23 protein-coding genes are annotated in these 26,918 nt (G+C 39.5%); 19 read left to right on the top strand and 4 right to left on the bottom strand.

The window, feature by feature from the left end:
* Nucleotides 1-8 precede the first annotated feature (8 nt).
* From pta to BLS38_RS10700, 5 genes are all read left to right on the top strand, one after another.
* Nucleotides 9-2,132: a phosphate acetyltransferase gene (gene pta, locus BLS38_RS10720; RefSeq protein ID WP_092749450.1), complete on the top strand. Its 2,124-nt coding sequence runs from the start codon at nucleotides 9-11 to the stop codon at nucleotides 2,130-2,132.
* Between the two features lie 135 nt (nucleotides 2,133-2,267).
* Nucleotides 2,268-3,794 (top strand): fumarate hydratase, encoded by a 1,527-nt coding sequence (locus tag BLS38_RS10715; protein ID WP_092749448.1) that lies wholly within the window; start codon nucleotides 2,268-2,270, stop codon nucleotides 3,792-3,794.
* A gap of 139 nt (nucleotides 3,795-3,933) precedes the next feature.
* On the top strand, nucleotides 3,934-4,686 hold the full coding sequence (locus BLS38_RS10710) for a carbonic anhydrase (RefSeq protein ID WP_092749446.1): 753 nt from the start codon (nucleotides 3,934-3,936) through the stop codon (nucleotides 4,684-4,686).
* A 115-nt stretch (nucleotides 4,687-4,801) separates the two neighbouring features.
* The gene (locus tag BLS38_RS10705) at nucleotides 4,802-5,218 is read left to right on the top strand and encodes a DUF2059 domain-containing protein (RefSeq protein WP_092749444.1); all 417 of its coding nucleotides are present in this window, start codon (nucleotides 4,802-4,804) and stop codon (nucleotides 5,216-5,218) included.
* Between the two features lie 205 nt (nucleotides 5,219-5,423).
* The gene (locus BLS38_RS10700; protein ID WP_171258574.1) at nucleotides 5,424-5,951 is read left to right on the top strand and encodes a DUF2059 domain-containing protein; all 528 of its coding nucleotides are present in this window, start codon (nucleotides 5,424-5,426) and stop codon (nucleotides 5,949-5,951) included.
* Nucleotides 5,952-6,002: 51 nt separating this feature from the next.
* On the opposite strand, the gene clpX is transcribed toward BLS38_RS10700, so the two are convergent.
* The 3 genes from clpX to tig all read right to left on the bottom strand — a co-directional run bounded on the left by clpX (nucleotide 6,003) and on the right by tig (nucleotide 9,462).
* Complete coding sequence (gene clpX / locus BLS38_RS10695; protein ID WP_092749440.1) at nucleotides 6,003-7,298, bottom strand: ATP-dependent Clp protease ATP-binding subunit ClpX; 1,296 nt, start codon at nucleotides 7,296-7,298, stop codon at nucleotides 6,003-6,005.
* Nucleotides 7,299-7,324: 26 nt separating this feature from the next.
* Nucleotides 7,325-7,930 (bottom strand): ATP-dependent Clp endopeptidase proteolytic subunit ClpP, encoded by a 606-nt coding sequence (clpP, locus tag BLS38_RS10690; protein ID WP_092749438.1) that lies wholly within the window; start codon nucleotides 7,928-7,930, stop codon nucleotides 7,325-7,327.
* Nucleotides 7,931-8,124: 194 nt separating this feature from the next.
* Complete coding sequence (gene tig / locus BLS38_RS10685) at nucleotides 8,125-9,462, bottom strand: trigger factor (protein WP_092749436.1); 1,338 nt, start codon at nucleotides 9,460-9,462, stop codon at nucleotides 8,125-8,127.
* Between the two features lie 385 nt (nucleotides 9,463-9,847).
* On the opposite strand from tig, the gene BLS38_RS10680 reads away from it, so the two are divergent.
* The 11 genes from BLS38_RS10680 (at nucleotide 9,848) to BLS38_RS10630 (ending at nucleotide 24,457) form a co-directional block, all read left to right on the top strand.
* Complete coding sequence (locus BLS38_RS10680; RefSeq protein WP_092749508.1) at nucleotides 9,848-12,124, top strand: TonB-dependent receptor; 2,277 nt, start codon at nucleotides 9,848-9,850, stop codon at nucleotides 12,122-12,124.
* 270 nt (nucleotides 12,125-12,394) lie between these two features.
* Nucleotides 12,395-14,653, top strand: coding sequence for a TonB-dependent receptor (locus BLS38_RS10675; protein WP_092749434.1), 2,259 nt, complete (start codon nucleotides 12,395-12,397; stop codon nucleotides 14,651-14,653).
* A 292-nt stretch (nucleotides 14,654-14,945) separates the two neighbouring features.
* The gene (locus BLS38_RS10670) at nucleotides 14,946-17,240 is read left to right on the top strand and encodes a TonB-dependent receptor (protein ID WP_092749432.1); all 2,295 of its coding nucleotides are present in this window, start codon (nucleotides 14,946-14,948) and stop codon (nucleotides 17,238-17,240) included.
* 83 nt (nucleotides 17,241-17,323) lie between these two features.
* Nucleotides 17,324-18,007, top strand: coding sequence for a Fe2+-dependent dioxygenase (locus BLS38_RS10665; protein ID WP_092749430.1), 684 nt, complete (start codon nucleotides 17,324-17,326; stop codon nucleotides 18,005-18,007).
* 23 nt (nucleotides 18,008-18,030) lie between these two features.
* The gene (locus BLS38_RS10660) at nucleotides 18,031-19,131 is read left to right on the top strand and encodes an alpha-hydroxy acid oxidase (protein ID WP_092749428.1); all 1,101 of its coding nucleotides are present in this window, start codon (nucleotides 18,031-18,033) and stop codon (nucleotides 19,129-19,131) included.
* A gap of 185 nt (nucleotides 19,132-19,316) precedes the next feature.
* Nucleotides 19,317-21,011 carry a 2-isopropylmalate synthase gene (gene leuA / locus BLS38_RS10655; RefSeq protein ID WP_092749426.1) on the top strand — a complete coding sequence of 565 codons (1,695 nt, stop codon included), beginning with the start codon at nucleotides 19,317-19,319 and terminating at the stop codon, nucleotides 21,009-21,011.
* A gap of 86 nt (nucleotides 21,012-21,097) precedes the next feature.
* Nucleotides 21,098-22,267, top strand: a complete 1,170-nt coding sequence (metX, locus tag BLS38_RS10650) for a homoserine O-succinyltransferase MetX (RefSeq protein ID WP_092749424.1) — start codon at nucleotides 21,098-21,100, stop codon at nucleotides 22,265-22,267.
* Complete coding sequence (gene metW, locus BLS38_RS10645; RefSeq protein WP_092749422.1) at nucleotides 22,264-22,857, top strand: methionine biosynthesis protein MetW; 594 nt, start codon at nucleotides 22,264-22,266, stop codon at nucleotides 22,855-22,857. The genes metX and metW overlap by 4 nt, the downstream gene beginning before the upstream one ends.
* A 10-nt stretch (nucleotides 22,858-22,867) precedes the next feature.
* Nucleotides 22,868-23,443, top strand: a complete 576-nt coding sequence (locus BLS38_RS10640) for a tetratricopeptide repeat protein (RefSeq protein ID WP_092749420.1) — start codon at nucleotides 22,868-22,870, stop codon at nucleotides 23,441-23,443.
* A gap of 103 nt (nucleotides 23,444-23,546) precedes the next feature.
* Nucleotides 23,547-24,179, top strand: a complete 633-nt coding sequence (rdgB, locus tag BLS38_RS10635) for an RdgB/HAM1 family non-canonical purine NTP pyrophosphatase (protein ID WP_092749506.1) — start codon at nucleotides 23,547-23,549, stop codon at nucleotides 24,177-24,179.
* Between the two features lie 110 nt (nucleotides 24,180-24,289).
* On the top strand, nucleotides 24,290-24,457 hold the full coding sequence (locus BLS38_RS10630; protein WP_244518285.1) for a DUF6500 family protein: 168 nt from the start codon (nucleotides 24,290-24,292) through the stop codon (nucleotides 24,455-24,457).
* Between the two features lie 8 nt (nucleotides 24,458-24,465).
* Here the strand turns inward: BLS38_RS10630 and BLS38_RS10625 are convergent, their stop codons facing one another.
* A complete protein-coding gene (locus tag BLS38_RS10625; protein ID WP_092749418.1) occupies nucleotides 24,466-25,350 on the bottom strand; it encodes an AEC family transporter in 885 nt (294 codons plus the stop codon).
* A 149-nt stretch (nucleotides 25,351-25,499) separates the two neighbouring features.
* On the opposite strand from BLS38_RS10625, the gene tatA reads away from it, so the two are divergent.
* Genes tatA through tatC form a run of 3 tightly spaced genes read left to right on the top strand, consistent with a single transcriptional unit; the run spans nucleotide 25,500 to nucleotide 26,905 of the window.
* Complete coding sequence (gene tatA / locus BLS38_RS10620) at nucleotides 25,500-25,718, top strand: Sec-independent protein translocase subunit TatA (RefSeq protein WP_092749416.1); 219 nt, start codon at nucleotides 25,500-25,502, stop codon at nucleotides 25,716-25,718.
* A gap of 3 nt (nucleotides 25,719-25,721) precedes the next feature.
* Nucleotides 25,722-26,147, top strand: coding sequence for a Sec-independent protein translocase protein TatB (gene tatB, locus BLS38_RS10615; protein ID WP_092749414.1), 426 nt, complete (start codon nucleotides 25,722-25,724; stop codon nucleotides 26,145-26,147).
* Entirely contained in the window at nucleotides 26,144-26,905 is a 762-nt protein-coding gene (gene tatC / locus BLS38_RS10610) for a twin-arginine translocase subunit TatC (protein WP_092749412.1), read from the top strand. Before tatB ends, tatC begins: the two co-directional genes overlap by 4 nt.
* Nucleotides 26,906-26,918: the final 13 nt, after the last annotated feature.

Here is a 26,918-nt window from a genome sequence, read left to right as displayed (position 1 = left end):
TCTTAACCATGAACACCTTACTCCTTATACCTACAAAAGAAAGTGTTGGTCTCACCTCTGCAAGTTTGGGCCTAATTTATGCCTTAGACTGTAACGGTATTAAATCAAGTTTTTTAAAGTCATTTGAGTCAGCACACAGCCAAACGTCTGCACTATACCAACAACTTTTTCAAGATATTCCTGTCGCATCTTTACAACAGCAACAAGTGCTTGATGCCATCACCTCCAATCAAACAGACGAATTACTTGAAGAAACTGTAAGACTACATCGCCATATTGCTCAATCTAGAGATGTGGTTGTGGTTGAAGGGCTACCGCCTTTAAGCGATGGCTATGCAAGCCAGCACTTTAATTTACAATTGGCCAAAGCACTCAATGCCAAGATTTTATTCGTGAGTGAAGCCGATCTAAATGCACCTAAACAAACGGCACTTCATCTTGAAGCAAATCTCAAGTCACTTGGTGGCCTAGAAAACAACCGTGTAATGGGCGTACTCTTTATGCGTACCAAAGGCTTAACTGAGCAGTCTGCGCATATTCCTGTCACACTCGACCCAAGTTTAAGACTCATAAAAGAAACGCAACTATTGAGTCAGCAACTGCAAAAATATAGCCAAGTTGTGGGCACATCTACCCTTCCAATAATTGGCCTTGTGCCATTTAGTAACATACTGAGTGTCCCACGTACTTTAGATATTGCCGATGCGCTAAGCGCCACATGGCTCAATAAAGGCAAAGCAAAAGAACGCCGTGTACTCGGTCATCGTCTTATTAGCTCATATATTGATGTTGAATTGAATCAATTTACTGCAGGACAACTCATTATTAGCGCGAGTGAACGTACAGATGTACTTTTAGCCAGCAGTATAGCCACGAAAAATGGCATACCCTTAGCTGGCTTAGTCCTTACCGAAAGAGAAGCACCAAAAACAACTATAATGGACTTTTGTCAATCTGCACTTGAGCAAGGCTTACCCGTATTACATACCCCTTTAAATCCGTTAGAAGTCATACAGCATTTAAACCACTTAAACTATGAAATTTCTATACAAGACATAGAACGTGCGCAAAAAATTTCTCGTTTTGTAGGCAGTCATATCGACCAAACATGGCTAGAAACCTATATACAACATCAAGACCAACCTCGTCTTTCGCCTGCAGCTTTTCGTTACGAGCTTGTACAAAAATCAATTGCACATAAAAAGCGTATTGTTTTGCCCGAAGGCGATGAACCTCGTACAGTTGAAGCAGCCATCATTTGTCAAACACGAGGTCTTGCGCAGTGCGTACTATTGGCAAAACCTGAAGCTGTATATGATATTGTCAAAGCACGACAACTCAAACTCCCACCCGATCTTGAAATTATAGACCCAGATCAAATCAAAGACCGTTACGCAGATGCGATGGTTGAACGACGTAAAGGTAAATTGGTACTGACACAAGCAAAAGAGCAACTCAAAGACACTGTGGTCCTTGGCACCATGATGCTCGCACTCGATGAGGTCGACGGCCTCGTTTCAGGTGCAGTACATACCACAGCCAACACAGTTAGACCTGCCTTTCAGCTGATTAAAACTGCACCAGAATATTCGCTAGTATCTTCAATATTCTTTATGCTACTGCCAGATGAAGTCTATGTGTATGGTGACTGTGCCATTAACCCAAACCCAAGTGCCCAGCAATTGGCTGAAATTGCCATACAATCTGCCGACTCAGCCAAAGCCTTTGGTATAGAACCACGTATTGCCATGATCAGTTACTCTACAGGCTCATCGGGCGCAGGAGCAGACGTAGAAAAAGTTACGCAAGCCACACAACTTGTACGAGCAAAACGGCCAGATTTGGTCATTGATGGCCCATTACAATACGATGCGGCTTCTGTAGAAAGTGTAGGAAAGTCTAAAGCGCCTGACTCTCAAGTGGCAGGAAAAGCCAACGTTTATATTTTCCCTGACTTAAATACAGGTAACACCACCTATAAAGCTGTACAACGTTCGGCCAATGTCATTAGTGTCGGGCCAATGCTACAAGGGCTCAACAAGCCTGTAAATGACTTATCACGTGGTGCATTGGTCGATGACATTGTCTTTACCATTGCTCTCACCGCCATTCAAGCAGAAAAATCTGCATAAGTACTGCTCGTGTTGATATTTAGATCAGCACGAGCTCTTTTCAACCTGCTAAAAATCTAAGTAATCTCATACAAGCTTACAATTTTGTCATATAATTCTATCTGCTAGCCAACGCCCGCAAATAGAGAATATGCTATGACCACAATTATCAAGCAAGAAGACTTGATCCTATCTATCAAAGATGCGCTACAGTTCATTTCTTACTATCACCCAAAAGATTTCATACAGGCCATGAGTCGTGCCTATGACCATGAAGCCAACCCTGCGGCCAAAGATGCGATTGCTCAAATTTTAATTAACTCTCGCATGTGTGCTGAAGGCCACCGCCCCATCTGCCAAGACACAGGTATTGTGAATGTTTTTGTAGAAGTTGGACTAGATGTTAAATTCGAACTCAGTGGCAGTTTAGATGATGCGATTAATGAGGGTGTTCGCCAAGGCTACCTAGAAAATAGCAATATTTTGCGTGCATCAGTACTGGCCGACCCTGCTTTTGGCCGTAAAAATACCAAAGACAATACACCTGCTGTCATTCACTACACGTTGGTACCGGGTAACACGGTTAATATTACAGTCGCAGCCAAAGGCGGTGGCTCAGAAAACAAATCAAAACTTGCCATGCTTAACCCATCAGACTCTATTGTCGATTGGGTAGTCAATACTGTACCTAACATGGGTGCAGGTTGGTGTCCACCGGGCATGCTCGGCATTGGTATTGGTGGTACTGCTGAAAAAGCCATGATGCTGGCCAAAGAGTCACTCATGGAAGAAATTAATATGCATGAATTACTCAAACGTGGTCCACAAAATAAAATTGAAGAACTTAGAATTGAGATTTTTCAAAAGGTCAATGCGCTTGGTATTGGTGCACAAGGTTTAGGTGGCTTGACCACAGTGCTAGACATTAAAATTAAAGACTACCCATGCCATGCCGCAGGAAAGCCTGTAGGCATGATTCCAAACTGTGCAGCCACTCGTCATGCGCATTTTCATCTCGATGGCACAGGCCCTGCACATATACAAGCCCCGAGCTTAAGTGACTATCCAGACATTACATGGTCATCATCAAAAGCCAAACATGTTAATTTAGACACCATCACCCAAGCAGAAATGAATACATGGCAACCGGGTGATACACTACTTTTGAGTGGCACCATGTATACAGGCCGAGATGCTGCCCATAAGCGTTTGGTTGAAATGATTGAAAAAAAACAACCACTACCTGTAGATCTTAAAGGTAAATTTATTTACTACGTGGGTCCAGTAGATCCTATTAACAATGAAGTCGTTGGCCCTGCAGGCCCAACCACCGCCACCCGTATGGATAAATTCACCCGTCAAGTCTTAGAAAACACAGGCTTGTTTGGCATGATTGGTAAAGCTGAACGTGGCCCGCTTGCAATTAGCGCCATTAAAGATAACCAAGCCACGTATCTCATGGCCGTAGGTGGTGCTGCTTACTTGGTGTCTAAAGCCATTCGCCAAGCTGAAGTCGTTGCTTTTGCAGACTTAGGCATGGAAGCCATTTATAAATTTGTAGTTGAAGATATGCCTGTATCTGTAGCGGTTGATGTGAATGGCACCTCTATACATGCGATTTCACCTAAAATTTGGCAAGAAAAAATTGCCCAAATTACCCTCATAGATGCGATGGTAAACTAACAGATGTGGGCTAAGATTGCTTAGCCCACATTATATATCTCGAAGCTAAGATTATTTTAAGCTTACCTACGTAAGTTAAATAAATGTGATTTAAATCACAATATACCGTTATTTAACCACACCATCAGGCTAAAATAAAATGAGATTATTTCTGTTCAGTTGCTTTTTCTTTACTTTAAATACAGCAGTGCTCGCCTCTGAAACCACCCATTGGGGATATGACGAAGATGTATCTCCTGAACACTGGGGCAGTTTGAGCGAGCAATTTAAAACTTGCGAAACAGGAAAAAACCAAACGCCCATTAATATTGCACAGACTTATAAAAGTACAACAAAACACAAACTAGATATTCAATACAAAGCATCACCTAACGATATTATTTTTAACGGTCATACAGTACAAATCAATACAAAAAATGATGACCACCATGACTATATTGAGATAGATCATGAAAAATTCTTTTTAAAACAATTTCACTTTCATACACCCAGTGAAAATGAAATTTATGGTAAACAGTATCCATTAGAAATGCATTTTGTTCATGTAAATAACAAAGGAGAGCTTGCTGTATTAGCCGTGATGTTTAATATCGGGCAAGAAAATAGTGAATTAAATACACTATGGAAAAATGTACCTGAAAAAGAAAATGAAGATAAAATATTTAGTCAAAATATTAATATAGAAAAGTTTATTCCTAAGAATCATGGCTATTATCGCTTTTCAGGCTCACTCACTACGCCACCATGCTCTGAAGGTCTGATTTGGATTATACTCAAACAACCTTTAACCCTGTCTAATCAACAATTAGACATATTCAAAACACGATTATCTCACCATCATAACCAGCGGCCTATTCAACCTCTCAATGGCCGCATTGTTATTGAACAGTAACAGTATTCGAAGGAAAGTAGATTTATGCTTTTCCTTCTCACATGATTCATATAAAGTAATTTGAAATAATCCCGTTCATCATATGACCATTCCACATAACGAAACGAGAAACTCCATGTTAAAAAAAATATTATTCACAAGCGCACTGATTGGTAGTAGCTTATTCAATATAACTTATGCCGCGCCTGCAACTGATGCATCAGTACAACAAGCCATTGAGCTAAGTCATGTCAATCAAATGATGACCGAAAGCCTAACAAACCTTGGTAAAGTTTTTGATCAACAAGCCGTTCAAATGGTACAAAAAAGAACAGGACATCAAACATTAAATCTACAAGAACAAAAAGCAGCACAAGATATTGGACAAATTATTAAAGATAGTACCAGCCAGTTAATTCAACAAGCCAACATGCCTTCACTGATCAGCCAAATCTTTAAAAAATATTATTCAGAAGAAGAGCTACAAGTTTTAATTAAATTTTTGTCAACACCTGAAGGGCAATCGATTAATAAGAAACAATGCAAAACATGATAAATATTTTCAGTAACCCACAAACTAAAGTTGACCAACAAAAAAGATATACAGAAATAGATTCAATTTTAAAGAGCCTACCTAAAGAATCTAAAGAAAAATAAATAACGATATCAACCATTCACTTCTAAGCTAAACATGAGTGTATACAATGCGTTATCATTTCAGTATACACTCTAAACACGTTATTTATTTTGAGATGCTTATGTACAAAAAATTATTACATGTCGGTTTATTTGCCTTGGCAACAAGTCTAAGCACTCATATTTATGCAAACTCACCCACTCAAGAACTCATGAGCTTAACTGATGCAAGCCGTACACTAAATAACACCATCAATAGTATGTTACCAATTTATAAGCAACGTGCTACACAAATGGTAGAACAACGTACAGGCCATAACCCACTCACAGCAAGAGACTTGCAAGTGGTTGATCAGCTGACACAAAGTATGTTTGCAACATCACAAGACTACTTAAAACGCATGAATATGCTACAAAGCATTGAAGGTGTTTACGCAACTTACTATACAGACCAAGAAATTCAAGCCTATTTAAAATTTTTAAAATCGCCTGAAGGTCGCTCAATTATGAGTAAAAATGCACAAGTCAATGCTGCAGTTGAGCAACAAGTTGCCATTTCAATTGCCAACCTTGCAAAAAGTATGAGTTTTCAACAGAAAATTTCTCAAGACACACAAAATATTTTGATGCAGTTACCTGTTAAAAAATAAGCATAAAAAATCGTACCCTAAGGTACGATTTTTTAAATTCAAATCAATCACTTATTTGCTCAATAGCTTAAGATCTGCATGCTTATCTTCCGTTGATTTCTTTGGCTGGCGCTCAGGTTTAAGTTCAGGTTGTACCTTGTTATTCACCACTTCAGCATTAATGACTACTGTACCAACATCACCACGGCTTGGTAAATCATACATCGTTTCTAACAATGCATTTTCTAAGATAGTACGTAAACCACGCGCACCTGTATTACGTGCCAAGGCTTTTTTAGCCACTGCACGTAAAGCCTCATCTTCAAAGACTAAATCTACGTTTTCCATATCAAATAAATACTGATACTGACGTGTTAACGCATTTTTAGGCTCAGTTAGAATTTGCATCAGTGCTTCTTCATCAAGCTCTTCAAGTGTTGCGAGTACAGGTAGACGACCAATAAACTCTGGAATCAGACCAAATTTCACCAAATCAGTGGCTTCTACTTGGCTAAATAACTCAGATGATTTTTTAGTGTCATCTTTGTTTTTGACTTCTGCATTAAAGCCAATACCACCTTTCTCTTGGCGTTGTTGTACAATTTTTTCTAAGCCAGAAAATGCACCACCACAAATAAATAAAATATTTGAAGTATCGACTTGTATCAGCTCTTGTTGCGGATGCTTACGCCCACCTTGAGGTGGAATTGAAGCGACTGTGCCTTCAATCATTTTAAGCAATGCTTGTTGTACACCTTCACCAGACACATCACGGGTAATTGATGGATTTTCAGCCTTACGGGTGATTTTATCAATCTCATCAATATAGATAATGCCTTTTTGTGCTTTCTCTACATCATAATCAGATTTTTGTAGCAGCTTTTGCACGATGTTTTCAACATCTTCACCAACATAGCCTGCCTCTGTAAGTGTTGTCGCATCAGCCATTGCAAACGGTACATCAAGTAGTCGTGCTAAAGTTTGCGCAAGCAATGTTTTACCTGAACCTGTAGGTCCAATCAGTAAAATATTACTTTTTGCCAATTCAACTTCGGCATGTTGATGTGCAGTTGCAGTCACTTTCAAACGTTTGTAATGGTTATAGACTGCCACAGACAACGTTTTTTTCGCAACATCTTGCCCAATCACATATTGGTCAAGGGCAGCACGAATTTCATGTGGCTTAGGCAGTGGACGTGTTGCCCACTCGCCACCATCCACTTGCTGACTCGTTTGTACTAAATCTAAGCATACATCAACACATTCATTGCAAATATATGCATCTTCACCAGCGATTAACTTACCGACTTCTGCCTGAGTTTTTCCGCAAAATGAACAGTGTTTTTGTCCTTGAGGATTATCGGACATGATTTCTCCAATCACTAATTTTTAAATTATGGGCGTTTGCTAAGTACATCATCGACTAAACCGTATTCTTTAGCGGCTTGTGCTGTCATAAAATTATCACGGTCTGTATCACGTGCTAAAGTTTCATAATCCTGACCACTATGTTCAGCCATAAGACGGTTTAAACGCTCTTTAATAAATAAAATTTCACGTGCATGAATTTCTATGTCAGATGCTTGACCACGAAAGCCACCCAAAGGTTGATGGATCATTACACGTGCATTGTCTAAACAGTAACGTTTTCCTTTTGCACCAGCATTTAGCAAAAATGCACCCATTGAAGCTGCTTGGCCCATACAGATAGTCGACACATCTGGTTTAATAAATTGCATGGTGTCATAAATTGCCATGCCAGCAGTAACTGAGCCACCCGGTGAATTAATGTATAAGTGAATATCTTTATCTGGATTTTCTGCTTCTAAAAATAACATTTGCGCGACAATCAGATTAGCCATGTTGTCTTCGACTTCACCCGTGAGAAAAATTACACGCTCACGCAATAAGCGAGAAAAAATATCAAAAGAACGCTCACCACGAGAAGATTGTTCAACAACCATTGGGACTAAAGCATTTTCTATATTTGGAACATACATAGCTTTATTTTTCCTAAAATTTTCTTGTTACTTACGACAACAATATGAGGGATAATCCTTAAAATTGCAAAGTGTATCCTCAAATTTAAACCGACTTCACACAAATAGTTGCACTGATTTTATATAAGCTCGTAGATTTCAAATCTTTTCATAAAAAAAGGCGCAATTTGTGCGCCTTTTTTCACAAAACTTTATTAACCTTGTTGCTGACGTGCTTGTTGTTCCTTAAGCAAGTCTTCATAAGACACTGCTTTTTCAGTCACTTTAGCCGTACTTAAAATATGATCTACCACTTGATCTTCTAAAATTACAGCTTCAATTTGTGAACGTTGCTGTGCATCATTTTTGAAGTATTCAATCACTTCAGTTGGATCTTCGTAAGAAGATGACATTTCGTCAATGTAGGCTTCTACACGTGTCGGATCTACTTCAAGTTTAGCATTCGCCAATACAGTGCTTACTAAAACACCTAATTTTACAGAACGTTCAGCTTGCTCTTTAAACAAGTCATCTGGTAGTAGGCTTGCATCAAATGCTTTAGCACCTTGCTCACCAAACTGTTGTGTAAATTGTTGAATCATTTGTTGACGTAGGCGATCAATTTCTTGTGCAAGCATCGCATTTGGTACTTCAATGTCGTTTGCTGCTACAAGCGCATCAAATGTTGCCGCTTTCACTTGGTTACGTAAGCCATTTTTAACTTCACGTTCCATGTTTTTGCGTACATCTGCTTTAAGTTTATCAATGCCTTGATCTTCAGTTAAACCAAAGATTTCAAAGAATGCTGCATCAATTTCTGGTAATTTTGGCTTTTCAACCAATTTCACATTAATTTTAAATTGCGCTTCTTTTCCTGCAAGGTTTTCTGCTTGGTAATCTGCAGGGAAAGTGACATCAATCACTTTTTCTTCACCCGTTTTCATACCAACAATACCGTCTTCAAAACCAGGAATCATTTGACCTGCGCCAAGCACCAATTTAAAGTCTTGTGCAGCGCCGCCTTCAAACTTTTCGCCATCAATTGACCCTTCAAAATCGAAAGTCACTTGCATGTCTTTTTTAGCCATACCCTTGGTTGTTGCCCAAGTTTGGCGTTGTTTACGCAAGTTTTCGATCATTTGATCAACATCTTTATCTTTAATTTCAGATGTTTGACGCTCAACTTCTAAGCCATCAAATGCTTTCACTTCAACTTCTGGATACACTTCTACAGTGGCTTCATATACTAAAGCATCTTCTTTGTTTTCAACTTTTTCAATGTTTGGCATGCCAACAGCATTGATTTTTTCTTGTTGAATTGCTTCAAACACTGTGTCACGAATAATGTCGTTTACCACTTCTTGATAAACACTTGCACCAAATTCACGGCGTACCACATTTAAAGGAATTTTACCTTTACGGAAGCCGTTGATTTTCGCAGTTTTGGCAGTGCGCTTTAAACGAGCTTCGAACTGCTCATTAATACGGCTCGTCGGTACAGATACGTTTAAACGACGGGCAACACCCGAAACCGCTTCAGTCGTTACTTGCATGGCTTCCTCTACTTACTTAACGTGTGAGTAATAAACAATTTTTTAAAGTGGCGTATTATATTCTATACCAGCAATATATACAAAGTTTTGCTGTAAGTTTATGTTTTGGTCGAAATTTTAAGTAAATTCATTCACTTCTCTCACAAACTTCTTAATAAAAACTTAACAAAAAGCAACTTGTTTATTTGAAATAATACTTAAAGTCTAAATGATTATTGTTATAAAAAATATAATATTAAACACATGATTTAAATAAAAAAAATACATAAAAATTACACAAGTAAACAGACCAGTTACCTGTTTGCTATAAAGCAAGCTAGCACTCAAATTAATAATGATTATTATTTATCACACAACAACACCAATACAGGGTTACACATCAATTATGTCTTTCATAAAAGCACGTAAAAAAATAGTTTCGTCTACAATCGTCTCCTCGTTATCCTTAGTTGCAGGTGCAAGTTTTGCACAAGATACAACCACTTTGAGCACCATTGATGCACATGCTGCAATAGAAACACCTAGCACACCTAGCTATACCACTGCTAAATCGGCAAATAGTAAATATGTTGCACCTTTAATTAACACCCCTAAAAGTGTAGATGTGATTTCACAAAAGCTTCTGCAAGACACAAACTCTAACTCTCTCACGCAAGCACTGCAAAATACACCAGGCATTACACTTGCTGCAGGTGAAGGTGGCACACCATTTACTGATATTCCATACATTCGGGGTTATAGTGCTCAATCTTCTATTTATGTAGATGGTGTTAAAAATGCCACGTCCCAAAACAGAGACATGTTTGATGTAGAACAAGTAGAAGTTACTAAAGGTTCAAGCTCTGCACTTTCAGGTGGTGGTGGTGCCGGGGGCAGCATTAACTTAATTACTAAACAAGCTCATGCTGGTGACCAATATGAAGGCACGATTGCAGGTGGCACAGCCAATTATCGCCATATTAGCTTAGATGCTAACAAAGACTTTGGTGATGGCATGGCAGGCCGTGTGGTCATTATGGGGCATCAAAATGACAAACCGGGTGAAAAAAATGGTGCTGAATACAACCGGGTAGGTATTGCCCCAAGCTTTACTTTTGGACTTGGTACACCAACAAGAGGTACTTTGAGCTACTACTACCTACAAAGTGATGACCTGCCAGATGCAGGAATTCCATTTCCTGTCACGGGTGGTGCACCATATGCCGTTGCTAAAGGCACTTATTATGGTTGGCGTAACCGTGATTTTGACCGTCGCCAAAATCAAGTGGGTACATTTAAGCTCGAACATGATTTTACTGACAGTTTAAACTTAAGCAACACGTTTACTTACAACCGCTCGACCACCAACTACATTGCCACCAATCCAGATGATTCAAGTGGTAATATTGCAAAATATGGCACCATTTTCCGCCGTGCAGTCAGCCGTATTTCAGACACCAATGCCTACAGTGACCAAATGGCACTTTCTGGTAAATTTAATACAGGCAATATAAAACATAACTTCAGTACTGGTGCAGATTGGAGCTATCAATCTACCAATATGGGCATTTATTCATTTAACGGTTTTAATCCAAGCACAGGGTTAGATATACAAGATCAAAGCCACAATATCATTAACGGTAAGGGTGAATCTTGCCAATATAGTAGCTATGGTTACTGCACCACCCTATACAACCCAACGCCATACGATAGCTATAGCGACACCGCAACTGCTGTAAAGGGTTACTCAACAACACGTAGTCGAAGTGTTGGCCTATATGCTTTAGACAGCATTGAGTTTTCTTCACAATGGTTACTGAACTTAGGATTACGCTGGGATAAATTTAATACCGATGTAAAATACAACTATCCGCTTACCCTACGTGGTGTGCAATATAGTGCAGGTCAACGCTACGCCAGCGATACCGATTTTTTCTCTTACCAAGCAGGCTTAATTTATAAGCCAACAGAAAACGGCAGTATTTATACAAGTTTTGCAACATCTGCTAACCCTGTAGGCGTAGACCAAGGCGATGGCTCAGACTCTATTACGACCAATAACCAAGCCAACGATCTCAAACCTGAGGAAGCACGCACGTATGAAATCGGCACAAAATGGAATATTTTAAATAATAAAGCCAATGTGACTGCTGCTGTATTTCGTACTGAAAAACAAAATACCCGTATTCAAGTCGATACAACAGGCTACGCCAATGTTGGAACAAGTCGCGTGAATGGTTTTGAGTTGGGCTTAACCGGTGACTTAACTGACAAATGGAATATCGCAACTGGTTATAGCTACTTAGACAGCAAACTTACACGCGCTTCTGCGTATGATGCAAAATCATTGGCAGGACAAGGCAAAGCCCTACCCTTTGTTTCAAAAAACAGTGCAACACTGTGGAGTACCTATAAAATTACATCAAAATTTATTATTGGTGCAGGCGCACAGTACAATGATAAATCTGTAGTGTCTTATCTTGCCAACAGTAATACACCCAAATATGTACCCGCATATACAGTTTATAATGCCATGTTCAAATACAAAGTTACAGACAATGTAAATCTACAACTCAACATTAACAACCTTACAGATAAGCTGTATTTCAGCAACGCACACTATCACTACGCAATGCAAGCCGATGGCCGTAATGCGGTGTTAGCAATTAACTTTAAATACTAAATTAACCAACGCAGTCACATATTAATCATGTGACTGCTAACAACCTTAAAATAAAATTAAAAAAATAAGACCAATAAAACCATAATATCAATCAAATTTAGATTTTGATGGTTAATTTAAATAACAATATAAATCAAAAAGATAAAATTAAACACTTCATCAAATCCCTTAAAATATAAAAAAATAGATTTTAGCTATTCCAAAAGAATATAAAATTAACGATAATCATTATTGTTTATAAAATCACTACAGTTTGTTACGAGAAAATACATGTCGTTCATTAAAACACGAAAAAAAATTGTTTCTTCAGCACTCCTCTCTTCTCTTTCTATTGCATCAGGCACTGTGATTGCTGGACAAGATGCAGCAAATCTACCAACAATTTCAGCACATGGACTAGAAGCAAGCTTAAAAGTTGATAAATCAGCAAATAGTAAATACCTTGTACCCCTACTAGATACTGCAAAATCTGTTGATGTGATTTCATCAAAGCTCATTAAAGACACACAAGTCACAACCTTAAGTGATGCACTACGTACTGTTCCTGGAATTACACTTGGTGCAGGCGAAGGTGGCAACCCAAACGGTGATCGACCGTTTATTCGTGGTTATAACTCAGAAAGCTCAATTTATGTTGATGGCGTTCGTAATGCAACCTCTCAACAACGTGAAATGTTTGATGTAGAACAAGTAGAAGTCACCAAAGGCTCTGCCTCAACGCTTGGCGGTGGTGGTTCAACCGGTGGTAATATTAATATTATTACAAAACTACCTAAGCTTACCGATGCTGTTGAGGGTTCAATCTCTAGTGGTACCGACGACTACCGCCGTATTGTACTAGACGGCAACAAAAACTTTGACAACGGCATTGCAAGCCGTGTGGTCGTAATGGGTCACCAAAATACCAAAGCAGGTCAAAAAGATGGCGCTGAATACAACCGTGTAGGTATTGCACCAAGCATTATTTTTGGTACAAACTCACCGACTAAAGCCACGCTCAGCTACTACTATTTACGTACAAATGACACACCAGACTCTGGTGTACCTTATAGTAACCCCAAAGGCACGGGTGTTTATGGTAAACCTGTAGATGTTAAACAAGGCATCTACTATGGTTTACACAACCGTGATTTCCAAAAGCAAGAAAATCATATTGGTACGTTCAAACTTGAACACGCGTTTGACAATGGCTTTAACCTCTCAAATATTGTCACGTACAATCGCTCAAAGAATGATTACATTTGGACTCAACCTGACGACTCTCAAGGCGACGTGACTTACGGAAAAGTATGGCGTAGAGCAAACTCAAGTATTACAGATACCGAAACCTTTGCCGACCAATTGGCTTTACAAGGTAAGTTCAACACAGGCTCTATTACACACCGCTTGAGCCTAGGTGCTGATTACAGCCATCAAGCAACAGACAAAGGCAGTTATGGTGTAACCAGTGGCTTATCTGCAGCGCAGTCTTGTGGTACAGGCACGAACAAAACCAATCCAACTTACGGTATTGGCACAACCAATGGCTATTGCACCTCTTTATACAACCCAAATTCATATGATGCATGGTCTAGTAAACTCATTTCTGGCTATACCCTTAAAAACACAACCAAGAATACTGGCCTTTATATTTTAGACAATATTGAGTTTACGCCACAGTGGTTACTCGATCTTGGCGTACGTTGGGATAACTTCAATACCAAACAATACAACTATGCAACTGTAAGCAGCACTGCATATACCGCAATGGCAATACCAACGACTGTCATTAGTAAAAGTAATTTCTTTAGCTACACTGCCGGCCTAACTTACAAGCCTGTAGAACAAGGCAGTATTTATGCAAGCTTTGCGACTTCAGCCAACCCTGTAGGGATTAGTGCAGGCGATGGCTCTGAAAGCATTGCAGAAATTTATAAAGCACTACAACCGGAAAAAGCTCGTACTTTTGAAATTGGCACAAAATGGGATTTATTTGACCGCCGTGCCAATGTCACTGCAGCCGTGTTTCGCACAGAAAAGCAAAATACACGTATTGCCGTATCACCAACGCAATATACCAATGGTGGTGCAAGCCGTGTAAATGGGTTTGAGTTTGGCTTAAATGGTAATATCACCAATAATTGGGATATTACCTTAGGCTATAGCTACCTAGATGCAATCCAATCTGGCAATCCTGGTGTAAGCACACGTGATGGTTCAGCCATTCAAACTCGTGGAAAACAACTACCAAACGTACCTAAAAACAGTGCAACATTATGGTCTACGTATAAAATCACACCAAAACTCACCCTTGGTGGAGGTGTGGTTGCAAGTGACAAAGTGTATGGTAGCACCACAAACACATTATGGGTTTCAGGCTACACCCGTTATGACGTGATGGCGCGTTATGCTATAAACAAAAATATTGACATTCAATTAAATGTAAACAATGTGAGTAATACACGCTACTTCACCAAAGCCTATGCATCACACTATGCAACCGAAGCAGAAGGGCGTAATGGCGTACTGACGCTCAACTTCAAGTACTAAACAACAAAATCAACGAAAAGCAGTCTCTTTATGGAGGCTGCTTTTAAAAAGCATAAAACTTAAATTAATATTAAATAATACCAAAAAAAAAACAATAATCGCAAAAAACAATTACAAATAAATTACAATCTAAAAAACAGATATAACTTTATATTTTAAAATCAATAACTTAACAAAAAACACAAAATAATATTATATTTTAAATAAAAATAATTATCATTTATAATTCCAGCTCTTTCGGTCGTTTATTCATCAAAACGATAATACGAGTCATTTTTTAAAGGGCGTACTTATGCCAAGTCAGAAAACAAAACCGAATACTCATGTAGCAAAAACTGTTGCACTTGCTATTGCACTCCCTAATCTTGCCTTTGCCGCTTCGACTGAGTCAGTGCAGCATCTTCCTTCAATTCAAAGTAATGCAAACACTGAAACGAGCTTTTACGCTAAAGAAAGCTCATCAAGTAAACGCATTCAGCCGTTACTTAATACTGCAAAAACAACTCAAGTACTCACTGAACAAACCTTAAAAGAACAAAATCTACTTTCACTACAAGATGCACTTGCAACCACACCAGGTATTTCTTTTAGTGCAGGTGAAGCAGGCGGTACACTTGGCGACCGAATTAACCTTCGTGGCTATGATGCAAAAAATAACATCACAACCGATGGAATTAGAGATACAGCTATTATTACCCGTACAGACTTATTTAATTACGATGCTGTAGAAGTCAATAAAGGTTCAAACTCTGTAGAAAACGGCGCAGGACAAGTCAGTGGTGGTGTAAACCTTGTCACCAAAATGCCGAAAAACAAAAATGAGCACCTTGTTTCTGTTGGCCTAGGTACCGATGATTACACCCGATTTACAGGCGACTTCAACCAGATTATACAAGATGATATTGCAGTTCGTTTAAACGTCATGGCACATAGAAACACTTATCCTGGGCGTAGCGAAGATCTAAAACGCTGGGGAATTGCCCCTGCTATAACTTTTGGCATGGGTGAAAATACACAGTTTACTTTGGCATATATGTACCAAAAAGACAGTAACGACCCACTTTACGGCGTACCCTATTTTAATGGCCGTGGTGTAAATGGCTTGTCTCCATCTACTTACTATGGTTTTAAAAATTTAGATCAAATCCATATTAAAAACAGTAATGGGCTTTTTAAAGTCGACAGCCAACTGAGCGACAATATACAACTTCACTCTGTCACTCGTCTTAGCAATATTTCACAAAGTGGCATCACATCTTCACCACGAGGCATTTTTTGTTCTCTTGAAGGACTAACGCCAGTCGCAAAAACCAATGCAAATCAAACAGGCTATACATCATGCAACCAACGTGGGCGCTATATCCCCGATGCACAACGCTTTGGCTTTGTAAATAATATTACCGCCAAACAATTTGCCAATGACACCAACCTGAGACTTACTTTTCAAAATGAGCACATCAAAAATACGCTCGTCACAGGAATTGGTTTTAGCCAAGAAGACTATACTCGACTATTGGGTGGATTATTGTTCAATTCCAATGGTACACGTATTACGCTACCTTCAACAGACTTATACAACCCCAATAATTACTGGGGTGGTGCAACCAACTTCAGAGCATCAGAGTATGCAAGCGGGAGTATGAATAGCTATTACGGCTATATTTTCAATAACACTGAATTTGGCCAACATTGGTTACTCGACCTTGGTATACGCTTTGACCGCACAGAAAGCCAATATACCAGTCAATCCTATTCAGCCACAACACAGCAAATCACAGCAACCTCACCCGCTTCACAAAATGCAAACCTATTCAGCTACAGTGTAGGTTTAACCTACAAACCAATTGAAGCTGTGAGCATTTATACAAGTTATGCAAACTCACAAAAACCAACGATGGATGCAGCCAATAATCCGTGTATTGCAACTGCTGTAGGAAACACCTGTAATACCAAGCCAGAAAGTGCCATGAATTACGAGCTAGGCATAAAATGGGAAATTAATCCAAACCTACTCTTTACCATGGCAGGTTTTAGAACTGAGTCAAATAAAGTACGTATACAAGGTGCAGACAATAGCAATACTGTACTAGATGGTAAAAACTACATTAATGGTGTCGAAGCCGGATTATTCGGTCAAATTACACCGCAATGGGACATCACCACAACCTTTGCATGGATGGAAGGAAAATATAAACAAACGACTGTAGGCAATGTGCCAGATTATCAAAAAGGTAATCATGTGATGCTTGTACCAACCTATTCTGGTCGTATTTGGACAACCTATTCATTCAATGACCAATGGCAAGCTGGTTATGGCCTAACTTACCAAGGAAAGATGTATACCAGTACACAAACTGCACAAAACAATCGTTTTCCACAGATACAGTCTGAAGACTATTTTACGCATGATGCCTCTATTACATATAAGTTTAACAACAACTTAAATGTACAATTAATTGGCCGTAACCTTGCAGATAAAACCCACTATACCAATCTACGTGCAGGAACATCACAGCACAATAGCAGTGGCTTTGCACTACCAGGTGCAGGTCGTCAAACCGTACTCAACATTAACTATAACTTCTAATTTTCACTCAAGATTAGCGGTATAAACCAGCGTTTGCTATTATAATATGGCAAACGCTTTTTATTCTCATTTAGGAAATCATAATGCTGATACAAGTTCCTAACCTACTTACACTCGAACAGATCAATGAATGCCGTACCCTTTTAGAGACAGCCCCTTGGGTTGACGGCAAACACACCACAGGCCATCAGTCTGCACAAATAAAAAATAACTTACAACTGCCGATTGACTGCGAAGATGCGCTACATATTGGTAAAATTATTACGCAAGCCTTTCAAACTAACCCTACGGCATTTAGTGCCTCACTTCCAAAAACCATCCTCCCCCCTATGTTTAACTGCTACCAAAACGGTGGTCACTTTGGTACACATATAGACAACGCTATTCGTCCTCACCCTGTACTTAACACGTATATGCGTACAGATGTGTCATGTACACTCTTTTTTACCAACCCAGATGAATACGATGGCGGTGAGCTGATTATTGAAGACACCTATGGTACACAATCGGTCAAACTCAATGCCGGCGATGCGATTCTTTACCCATCAACCAGTTTACATGAAGTCACTCCTGTCACTCGTGGGGCACGAGTATCGTCATTCTTTTGGATCCAAAGTTTTGTCGCATCAGACATTCAAAGACGCATGCTGTTTGAACTTGACCAATCTATACAGTCACTGACTCAACAATTGGGTAGCAACCATGAAGATGTTGTACAACTTACAGGTATTTATCACAATTTACTCAGACAATGGAGTGACATGTAGGCCACGCTTGCATAGATAAAATCATGACAATACACGCCCCCTTGAATAACATCCCACCTCACTTGCTCACCTTGGCTGACTATGAAAAACAAGCCGAAATGCACATACCTAAAAGCCATTGGGCATATTTGCAAAGTGGCGCAATGCATGAGATCAGCCTCAAACAAAATCAACAACAATTTGAAAAAATACACATCTTGCCACGGGTGCTCAAAGACTTATCTCATGGTAATACAACCTGTGAAATTTTTGGGCAAACTTACCCCCACCCTATTTTTTTAGCTCCCATTGGTCATCAAGCCTTATTTCACCCAGAAGCAGAACGTGCTACTGCACTGGCCGCAGAAGTCATGCAAAGTAATCTTATTTTAAGCACCTTTACCACAACAGACTTACGTGCATTAAATAAAGACAATCCATTTAAATGGTTCCAACTGTACTGGCAAGGTGGACGTGAAAAGTCATTACAATTGGTCAAAATGGCAGAACAACACCACTACAAAGCCATTGTGATTACTGTAGATGCACCACATAAAGGTATACGAGATACCGAAAGAAAAGCCAATTTTCAACTTCCACCAGATATGCCACACCCTCATACCAAAACCTTTCTCATGGCAGAAAATCTTTTACCAAACCAACATCCCGTATTTGATGGTCTAATGCAGCTTGCCCCAACATGGCAAGACATCGCTTGGCTGGCACAACAAACCTCGCTACCCATTGTATTAAAAGGTGTCTCTCACCCCGATGATGCAAAATTTGCCATTGAACACGGCGTTCAAGGTTTAATTATTTCCAACCACGGTGGCCGTGTTTTAGACACCTGTATTTCACCACTCACCGCACTACAACGTATTAAAGCCGTTGTACCAAGCGACTACCCATTACTTTTAGATGGTGGCATACGCCGTGGCACAGATGTATTTAAAGCGATTGCTATGGGTGCACATGCGGTACTGATTGGCAGACCTTATATTTATGGGCTTGCCACTGCAGGGGCTTTGGGCGTGGCGCATGTGATTCGCACACTCAAAGAAGAGCTAGAAATTACCATGGCTTTGGCCGGTACAGCACGTATGAGCGACATTTCAACTGCTTATATTGACACACAAAACCATTGACAACAGCCATGTAGATCACTTAACTTAACGGTTATCCACCCTAAAAACTTACTCCCAAAACACATAAGTCGTCTACATCGTGCTAGACGGTGCTGTATACTTATGTAACAAACAAAATTTAAATAAAAATAGTCGTTGCGATACGTTATCCATGACGCACGACTATATCTAGGAGTGATTGATCCATGTTGGCTGATCCAAGCAAAAAATACCGTCGCATGTATGAACGTGTTGACTTACCCAACCGTGAATGGCCGAATAACGAGATTACGAAAGCGCCACTTTGGATGAGTACAGACCTGCGTGACGGTAACCAAGCTATTTTTGAGCCAATGACCCTAGAACAAAAACTAAAAATGTTTCTCATGTTGGTTAAAATTGGGTTTAAACACATTGAAATTGGTTTTCCATCGGCATCACAAACTGACTTTGACTTCACTCGTCAACTCATTGAAGAAAACCTCATTCCAGATGATGTTTACATTGAAGTTTTAGTCCAAGCACGTGACCATCTTATTACCCGTACATTTGAGTCATTGGTGGGAGCAAAACGTGCGATTGTGCATATTTATAATTCGAACTCGCCTACCTTTCGCAAAAAAGTACTCAATACAGATGTAGAGGGTGCAAAGCAATTGGCTGTACACGCGGCCACAAAAGTTAAAGAGTATGCAGCTAAACAACCTGAAACAGAGTGGGTATTTCAGTACAGCCCAGAATGTTTTTCTGCAACAGAGCTTCACGTTGCCAAAGATGTCTGCGATGCTGTTACAGACATTTGGGAAGCGTCACCTGACAATAAAGTGATTTTAAACTTGCCCGCAACGGTTGAAGTGTCTAGCCCAAACGTCTATGCAGACCAAATTGAATGGATGCACCGCAATCTTGCTCGCCGTGATGGTGTACTCATTTCAGTACACTGTCATAACGACCGTGGCTGTGGTATTGCAGCATCTGAACTTGCCATTATGGCAGGTGCAGACCGTGTAGAAGGCTGTGTCTTTGGCAATGGCGAGCGTACAGGTAACGTTGATATTGCAGCCATTGCACTCAATATGTACACCCAAGGAGTTGCACCTGAGCTTGATTTCTCAAATATTAATGAAATTATTGCAACGGTTGAAGAATGTACAGGTTTACCCGTTCACCCACGCCACCCTTATGCAGGTGATTTAGTCTTTACTGCATTTTCAGGCTCGCACCAAGATGCGATTAAAAAAGGCTTCGATTTCCAAAAAAATGAAGCCATTTGGGACATGCCATACTTACCGATCGACCCAAAAGATTTGGGCCGTGATTACGATGCTGTAATCCGAGTAAACAGCCAATCTGGTAAAGGCGGTATTGCGTACTTACTTGAATCAAATTACAACGTGGCATTACCACGCCGTGTACAGATTGAATTTAGTCAAATTGTACAAGCGCATACAGATACGACATCTGCTGAGATTTCTGCGGCAGACATTTGGACACTTTTCCAAAATACGTATGTCAATATTAAAGACAAATATTACAGCGTGAAAAAATATCAACTGTCGACCCAAGACAATGATCAAGTGATTGATCTAGATATTGAAATTAATGAAAAAATACAACGACTACATGGTCGTGGTAATGGCCCAATTTCTGCGGTGATTGATGCATTACAACTTCCAATCGATGTATTACACTATGAGGAACGTAGTATTGGCACAGGTGCAAGCGCCCAGTCTTTAGCATTACTTGAAATTCAAGTGAAAGACACAGGTAAGAGCACGTTTGCAGCAGGTATTCATAGCAATACCATCACCTCTCCTATCGAAGCAATTATTGCCTGTACCAACCGTTTGATTGATCAAGGCGTTCTTCAAATTACTGATATTGTGCCTAAAAACCACTAAGCAGTTGAAAATAATCGTTTCAAAAGGATACCCAAGTTGGTATCCTTTTTCATACTCATGATTTCAAAATAAGGCGACTTACATTCGTGTCTTTTGCATCTGATTCAGTGGGTTTAGTCACCCCTAAAAAATATACTTTTGAAGAACCTCTAGAGCTTGAGTGTGGGCGCGTACTGCCACGTTTTGAACTTATGGTCGAAACCTATGGCACACTCAATGCAGACCGCTCTAATGCAATTTTACTGTGTCATGCACTATCAGGCCATCATCATGCTGCAGGTTATCATAGTGAAGATGATAAGAAACCAGGTTGGTGGGATGCATGTATTGGGCCCGGCAAAGCCATAGACACCAATCATTTCTTTGTTGTAGCACTCAATAATATTGGGGGTTGTCACGGTTCAACAGGGCCTATTTCACCCAACCCAGATAACAACAATATGCCCTATGGTCCAGATTTCCCTTTGGTTACAGTACGTGATTGGGTACGCACCCACGCCATGCTTTCAGATCAAATGGGTATTCAAAAATGGTACGCCATTGTGGGTGGCTCTTTAGGTGGCATGCAGGCACTACAGTGGTCTGTCGATTACCCAGACCGTTTAGAACGCTGTGTGATTATTGCCAGTGCACCCAAACTCTCTGCACAAAATATTGCCTTTAATGAAGTTGCGAGACAATCCATTTTATCTGATCCAGATTTTCATGATGGATACTATCTTGCCAATGACAGTTACCCTCGCCGTGGCCTCATTTTGGCACGTATGGTAGGACACATTACCTATTTGTCTGAAGAAGCCATGAAGCAAAAATTTGGCCGTGACCTAAAATCGGGCAAATTTATGTATGGTTTTGATGTCGAGTTCCAAGTTGAAAGCTATTTACGCTACCAAGGCGAACGCTTTAGCCAAAACTTTGATGCCAATACGTATTTAATTATGACCAAAGCACTTGACTATTTTGACCCATCACGTGAGTTTAACTCATCGCTGACTGAAGCCATGAAAAATACACAGTGCCGTTTTTTAGTGGTGTCATTTACTACCGATTGGAGATTTAGTCCCGAACGTTCAGAAGAAATTGTGAATGCACTTATTACTAATAATAAGCCTGTGAGTTATTTGGACATTAATGCCAAACAAGGGCATGACTCGTTTTTATTTCCTATACCGCTTTATGTCAATACATTACGTGCCTTTTTAGGTGGCGAAGCATTGCTTAATGAAAAGACAGCACAACAGGGGGAAATTTCATGAGATTAGACCAACAACTTTCTGAAAAATGGATTAGCCCAAGCGATAAAGTGCTCGATTTAGGCTGTGGCGATGGTGAATTACTGGCTCATTTGAGCAAAAAATATAACATCAGTGCATATGGCATGGAAATTGATCAAGAAAAGATTGCAATTGCGATTAGTCGAGGGTTAAATATTATACAACAAGACTTAAACATTGGCTTACACCGTTTTGCAGATCAATCTTTTGATTATGTAGTTATGGCACAAGCTTTGCAGTCTGTAGATGCACCAGATGTATTGTTAAAAGACATGGTTCGGGTCGGTAAACAAGCCATTATTACCTTTCCAAACTTTGCTCACTGGAAAACACGCGCATTTTTAGCACTTAAAGGAAAAATGCCTGTGTCGAAAGCATTACCATACATGTGGTACAACACCCCTAACATCCATTTATGTACTTTCCGAGATTTTGAAGCACTTTGTGCTGACAACAATATTCGGATTATTAACCGACTTTCTGTCAATGGGAATCAAGAAGATAGCTTTTTAGGTAAACGTCTTCCGAATCTATTTGGCGAAGTAGCAATTTATAGAGTGAGCGCTATATGAAAAACTGTTTATGAGCACCTTGCTGCTTGGTTTATCTGTACTATCACATGCAGATTTAATCACAGCAAATCCACAACCATCAGCATCATCACAAGCAGCACGTTATTCGACCATGGGCTTTAGTCAATTGGTACAAGAAGCCAATGCAGGTCAAGCAGCTGCACAGTTTTATGTGGCAATGCACTACCAAGCTGGTAAAGATACAGCTAAAGACATGAACCAAGCCTTTGCTTGGTATAAAAAAGCAGCTGACCAAGGTATTCCTGCAGCCCAATTAAATGTTGGTCGTATGTTGGCTGATGGTACAGGTACCAGTAAAAATATGGTCTTGGCTCGTAGTTACTTAGAAAAAGCAGCAAGTCATGGCGACAACCGTGCCAGTTTTAACCTTGCACTCATGGAAGAACATCAAAAAGATTATATTGGTGCATATCAATGGTATGAGCTTTCCACCCGTGATGGCATGTTAGACAACAAAGTCATGAATATGTCTGAAACTAAAAAAACAGCATTGGCTGCTAACTTAACACCAGATCAAATTCGTCAAGCAGTAGACCGCGCAGACCGCTGGATTCAAGCACAATAAACTTTTTACGCTCACTCAAAGCAACACAAATGTGTTGCTTTTTTTGTTTTTTAACATGGCTTTGTGCATAATCTAAATGTCTTATTTTTTCAAAAATATCATTATGACTCAAACCTCGTGGCTCGACCCTTACGCTGAAATTGTCCTTGCCAGTAATAATAAAGGCAAAATTGCCGAATTTAGCCAAATTTTTGAACAGCTCAACTTACCTATTCAAATGATTCCTCAAGGGCAACTACATATTGAAGATGCCATTGAAGATGGTTTAAGCTTTATTGAAAATGCCATTTTAAAAGCACGTCATGCTGCCAAACACTCAGGTAAACCTGCAATTGCTGATGACTCAGGTTTATGTGTACCTGCACTTGCAGGCGCACCGGGTATTTATTCAGCACGCTATGCTGGCGAACATGGTAACGATATCGCCAACAATCAGAAACTCATTCAAACATTAGAACCCTTACGCCAAAATAACTTACCCATTACAGGTATGTTTGTCTGTGTATTAGCATTTGTAGCACATGCGGAAGACCCTTTACCAAAAATCTTTCAAGGCACTTGGCAAGGTGAAATACTCCCCGAAGCCCGTGGCGAGCATGGTTTTGGCTACGACCCTTTATTTTGGTTACCTGAGCTTGGCAAAAGTAGTGCTGAACTTGAAAAATCTGAAAAAAATAAAATCAGTCATAGAGGTCAAGCCATGCAGGCTTTTGTCGCAAGTTTAACAACTGCATAAACTACACTTAGGTTGTGTCTGCATATGCACCACAACCTAGAAATAATAGATAAGAAAACCGAATGTGAGATGATTTAAAACAAAGATTTATACAAGGCTGTCAAAACAAAATGGATAAAAAAGGAGAAGATGTCGGACTGTCATTTTATGCTTTTTTTAAAAATAAAAACGATGAACCTGAACTGCTCATAGAGGCCGCACATTGGTGGATCATTACCCACCAACTCGATCATTTTGAAAAAGCCAGTAAAATTAAAGCCCTCGTAGAACATGAGTAATCATTCATCTATACAATAAAAACCAAATAAATCAATGCAAATAGTGCAATCGTACAAATACTCACCACTGTACCTGCAGCAATATACTGTGCAGATTTCCCCGTACCACTATAGTGAGTTTCTAATGCCACAATGTTGGCTGCAGGTGGTAAAAAAAATAAGAAATAAAGTAGTGCAATATGGGTATGTATAAATATATTTGACGTTAAAACATATAAAAGACCACACAATACAGCGCCAACTGCCAATTTTACCAACATAATTCGAGCACTATATTTTAAGTCACGCATCACCACCTTTGTTTGGCTTAGCCACATGCCCAAAACAGCCATGCCGGCAAAAACCATTGCAAATTTTGCAAAAGCATATAAGTCGAGTAACCACCATTGATCATGAAGTATATTTTGTACGGACAATAATCGTAGAATCAATGCAAGGCATAACGCAATCATTGGTGGTGCTTGCATTACTTTTTTAAGTATATCTGACCATGTGGGCTTTACATCACTGACTGCTTGAATTGCCCAAATATTGCCAAAAATAGAGCTTCCTACATACAATGCAATCATAGCTGCACTCATTGAGTGCCCAAAAATGAGTAATGCCAAAGGAAAACCAAGCCAACCAATATTACTATAACTGGCACATAAGGCCACCAAACGATCTTTAAAAATAAACGTACAGACCATGTAAACGATTATAGATGTAGCCAAACTAAACAGGATGAGTAGCAAGCTACCTGATTGATAAAAAAGCATATTGTAAATAATAATGAACGGTATAAAACACCGTGCCAGTACAATAGAAAAAAACTTTTTTAAATGTGGTGCAATAGAAAAATTTTGGATTAGCCAACCAAAAACAAATGCAAAAATAGGTAACCCAATAGACATAATCTTTCCAAGTAATGTTTGATGAACTCATCATGTAATGACTGCTCTATTAACAAACGAAACTTAAAAAATTCTTTAAAACATCGTTTTATCGTCACACTAATGTCATAACATCCTGTTTCTATAGGTCTAATTTTTAGGAGATCACTATGGCTGGTTTATCAATTTGGCATGTCATTATTTTTTTAATTGTGGTTGTACTTCTTTTTGGTACATCTAAACTCAAAAATTTAGGTAAAGACATGGGCGGTGCTGTCAAAGATTTCAAAAAAACAATGCAAGATGACGAGCCAGAGCAATTATCATCAGCAACGCCACGTACAGTAAAAGCAGAATCAAATGTCACTCAAAGCAGTAAAACCGAGTAATTTATGCTAAATGTTGGCATCTCTGAATTTTTAGTTTTTGCAGTAATTGCACTACTGGTACTTGGCCCTGACAAATTGCCTGAAGCCTTACGCTTTGTTGGAAAATGGTACAGCAAGGGCAAGCGCTTTGTGAGCAATATACAAAATGACATTGACCATGAGCTGCGTGTCTCTGAACTCAAAGACCAAATGCAAAAAGAAATGCAACGCATTGCTGCGCTTGAACAAAAAATGCAAAGCCAAATGGATGCATTCGGTCAGCTCAATACCCATAAAGCAACGACTCAATTAAAACAGTATAACTACACCCCTGTGAAGTATCTACGTTACGGCTATACAACACACTGTGTAAGCCTGACCACACACACAGCATCTAACACTCAAACACAGCAAGTACATGAACCCATTGAACTGAAGGTGGCCGTATGACCTCGCTACACAACACACAGCCACAGGATTCAGCACATACTGAACTCGATGAAATGCCAATCCATAAGCATCTTATTGTGCTAAGAAAATATTTAATTCGTGTAGTCGCTGTATTGCTTGGTTTATTTTTATGCTTACTGCCATTTGCCAATCAAACATATCAACTGTTATCTAAACCGCTCAGAGCACAATTACCCACCAGTTCCTCAATGATAGCAACGGATGTCACAGCCACATTTTTAGCACCATTTAAACTCAATCTGTTTGTCGCCCTCATGATCAGTATGCCATTTATACTGTATCAAGCATGGCTCTATGTGAAACCTGCATTGCATCAACATGAAAAGAATCTCACCTTTCCACTCATGGCAGGCAGTATTACGTTATTTTATACAGGCATTGCTTTTGCCTATTTTATAGTCTTACCTTCTATTTTACATTTTTTTATAAGTGTTGCGCCTGAAAGCGTTGCACCCATGACAGACATCAACAGTTACCTCAGTTTTTGTCTAAAATTATTTTTGGTATTTGGACTTACTTTCGAAATACCCATTATCACACTGCTTTTAATTATTACAGGTATTGTACCTACAGAAAGTTTGGTGAAAAAAAGACGTTTTATTATTGTAGGTTGTTTTTTTATTGCCATGTTTGCAACACCACCGGACGCCATTTCAATGATCATGCTTGCTATACCTATGTGGTTACTTTTCGAACTTGGCCTTATATTCGGTAAAATTATAGAGAAAAAACACTAAGCTTAAATAAAGC

This window comes from Acinetobacter boissieri (assembly GCF_900096955.1).
In the GTDB taxonomy this organism is placed as follows: Bacteria; Pseudomonadota; Gammaproteobacteria; order Pseudomonadales; family Moraxellaceae; genus Acinetobacter; species Acinetobacter boissieri.
The sequence above is the reverse complement of the archived record's forward strand: the minus strand, read 5'-3'. Positions and strand labels throughout refer to the sequence as shown.

What these genes read in the sequence shown, in the direction of transcription:
- tatC (WP_092749412.1), top strand. Translation starts at nt 26,144, where the DNA reads ATGACCTCGCTACACAACACACAGCCACAGGATTCAGCACATACTGAA.
- BLS38_RS10710 (WP_092749446.1), top strand. Translation starts at nt 3,934, where the DNA reads ATGAGATTATTTCTGTTCAGTTGCTTTTTCTTTACTTTAAATACAGCA.
- BLS38_RS10670 (WP_092749432.1), top strand. Translation starts at nt 14,946, where the DNA reads ATGCCAAGTCAGAAAACAAAACCGAATACTCATGTAGCAAAAACTGTT.
- BLS38_RS10660 (WP_092749428.1), top strand. Translation starts at nt 18,031, where the DNA reads ATGACAATACACGCCCCCTTGAATAACATCCCACCTCACTTGCTCACC.
- pta (WP_092749450.1), top strand. Translation starts at nt 9, where the DNA reads ATGAACACCTTACTCCTTATACCTACAAAAGAAAGTGTTGGTCTCACC.
- BLS38_RS10705 (WP_092749444.1), top strand. Translation starts at nt 4,802, where the DNA reads ATGTTAAAAAAAATATTATTCACAAGCGCACTGATTGGTAGTAGCTTA.
- tig (WP_092749436.1), bottom strand. Translation starts at nt 9,462, where the DNA reads ATGCAAGTAACGACTGAAGCGGTTTCGGGTGTTGCCCGTCGTTTAAAC.
- BLS38_RS10680 (WP_092749508.1), top strand. Translation starts at nt 9,848, where the DNA reads ATGTCTTTCATAAAAGCACGTAAAAAAATAGTTTCGTCTACAATCGTC.
- BLS38_RS10665 (WP_092749430.1), top strand. Translation starts at nt 17,324, where the DNA reads ATGCTGATACAAGTTCCTAACCTACTTACACTCGAACAGATCAATGAA.
- clpX (WP_092749440.1), bottom strand. Translation starts at nt 7,298, where the DNA reads ATGTCCGATAATCCTCAAGGACAAAAACACTGTTCATTTTGCGGAAAA.
- tatA (WP_092749416.1), top strand. Translation starts at nt 25,500, where the DNA reads ATGGCTGGTTTATCAATTTGGCATGTCATTATTTTTTTAATTGTGGTT.
- leuA (WP_092749426.1), top strand. Translation starts at nt 19,317, where the DNA reads ATGTTGGCTGATCCAAGCAAAAAATACCGTCGCATGTATGAACGTGTT.
- BLS38_RS10715 (WP_092749448.1), top strand. Translation starts at nt 2,268, where the DNA reads ATGACCACAATTATCAAGCAAGAAGACTTGATCCTATCTATCAAAGAT.
- BLS38_RS10630 (WP_244518285.1), top strand. Translation starts at nt 24,290, where the DNA reads ATGGATAAAAAAGGAGAAGATGTCGGACTGTCATTTTATGCTTTTTTT.
- metW (WP_092749422.1), top strand. Translation starts at nt 22,264, where the DNA reads ATGAGATTAGACCAACAACTTTCTGAAAAATGGATTAGCCCAAGCGAT.
- BLS38_RS10675 (WP_092749434.1), top strand. Translation starts at nt 12,395, where the DNA reads ATGTCGTTCATTAAAACACGAAAAAAAATTGTTTCTTCAGCACTCCTC.
- rdgB (WP_092749506.1), top strand. Translation starts at nt 23,547, where the DNA reads ATGACTCAAACCTCGTGGCTCGACCCTTACGCTGAAATTGTCCTTGCC.
- BLS38_RS10700 (WP_171258574.1), top strand. Translation starts at nt 5,424, where the DNA reads ATGTACAAAAAATTATTACATGTCGGTTTATTTGCCTTGGCAACAAGT.
- BLS38_RS10640 (WP_092749420.1), top strand. Translation starts at nt 22,868, where the DNA reads ATGAGCACCTTGCTGCTTGGTTTATCTGTACTATCACATGCAGATTTA.
- clpP (WP_092749438.1), bottom strand. Translation starts at nt 7,930, where the DNA reads ATGTATGTTCCAAATATAGAAAATGCTTTAGTCCCAATGGTTGTTGAA.
- BLS38_RS10625 (WP_092749418.1), bottom strand. Translation starts at nt 25,350, where the DNA reads ATGTCTATTGGGTTACCTATTTTTGCATTTGTTTTTGGTTGGCTAATC.
- tatB (WP_092749414.1), top strand. Translation starts at nt 25,722, where the DNA reads ATGCTAAATGTTGGCATCTCTGAATTTTTAGTTTTTGCAGTAATTGCA.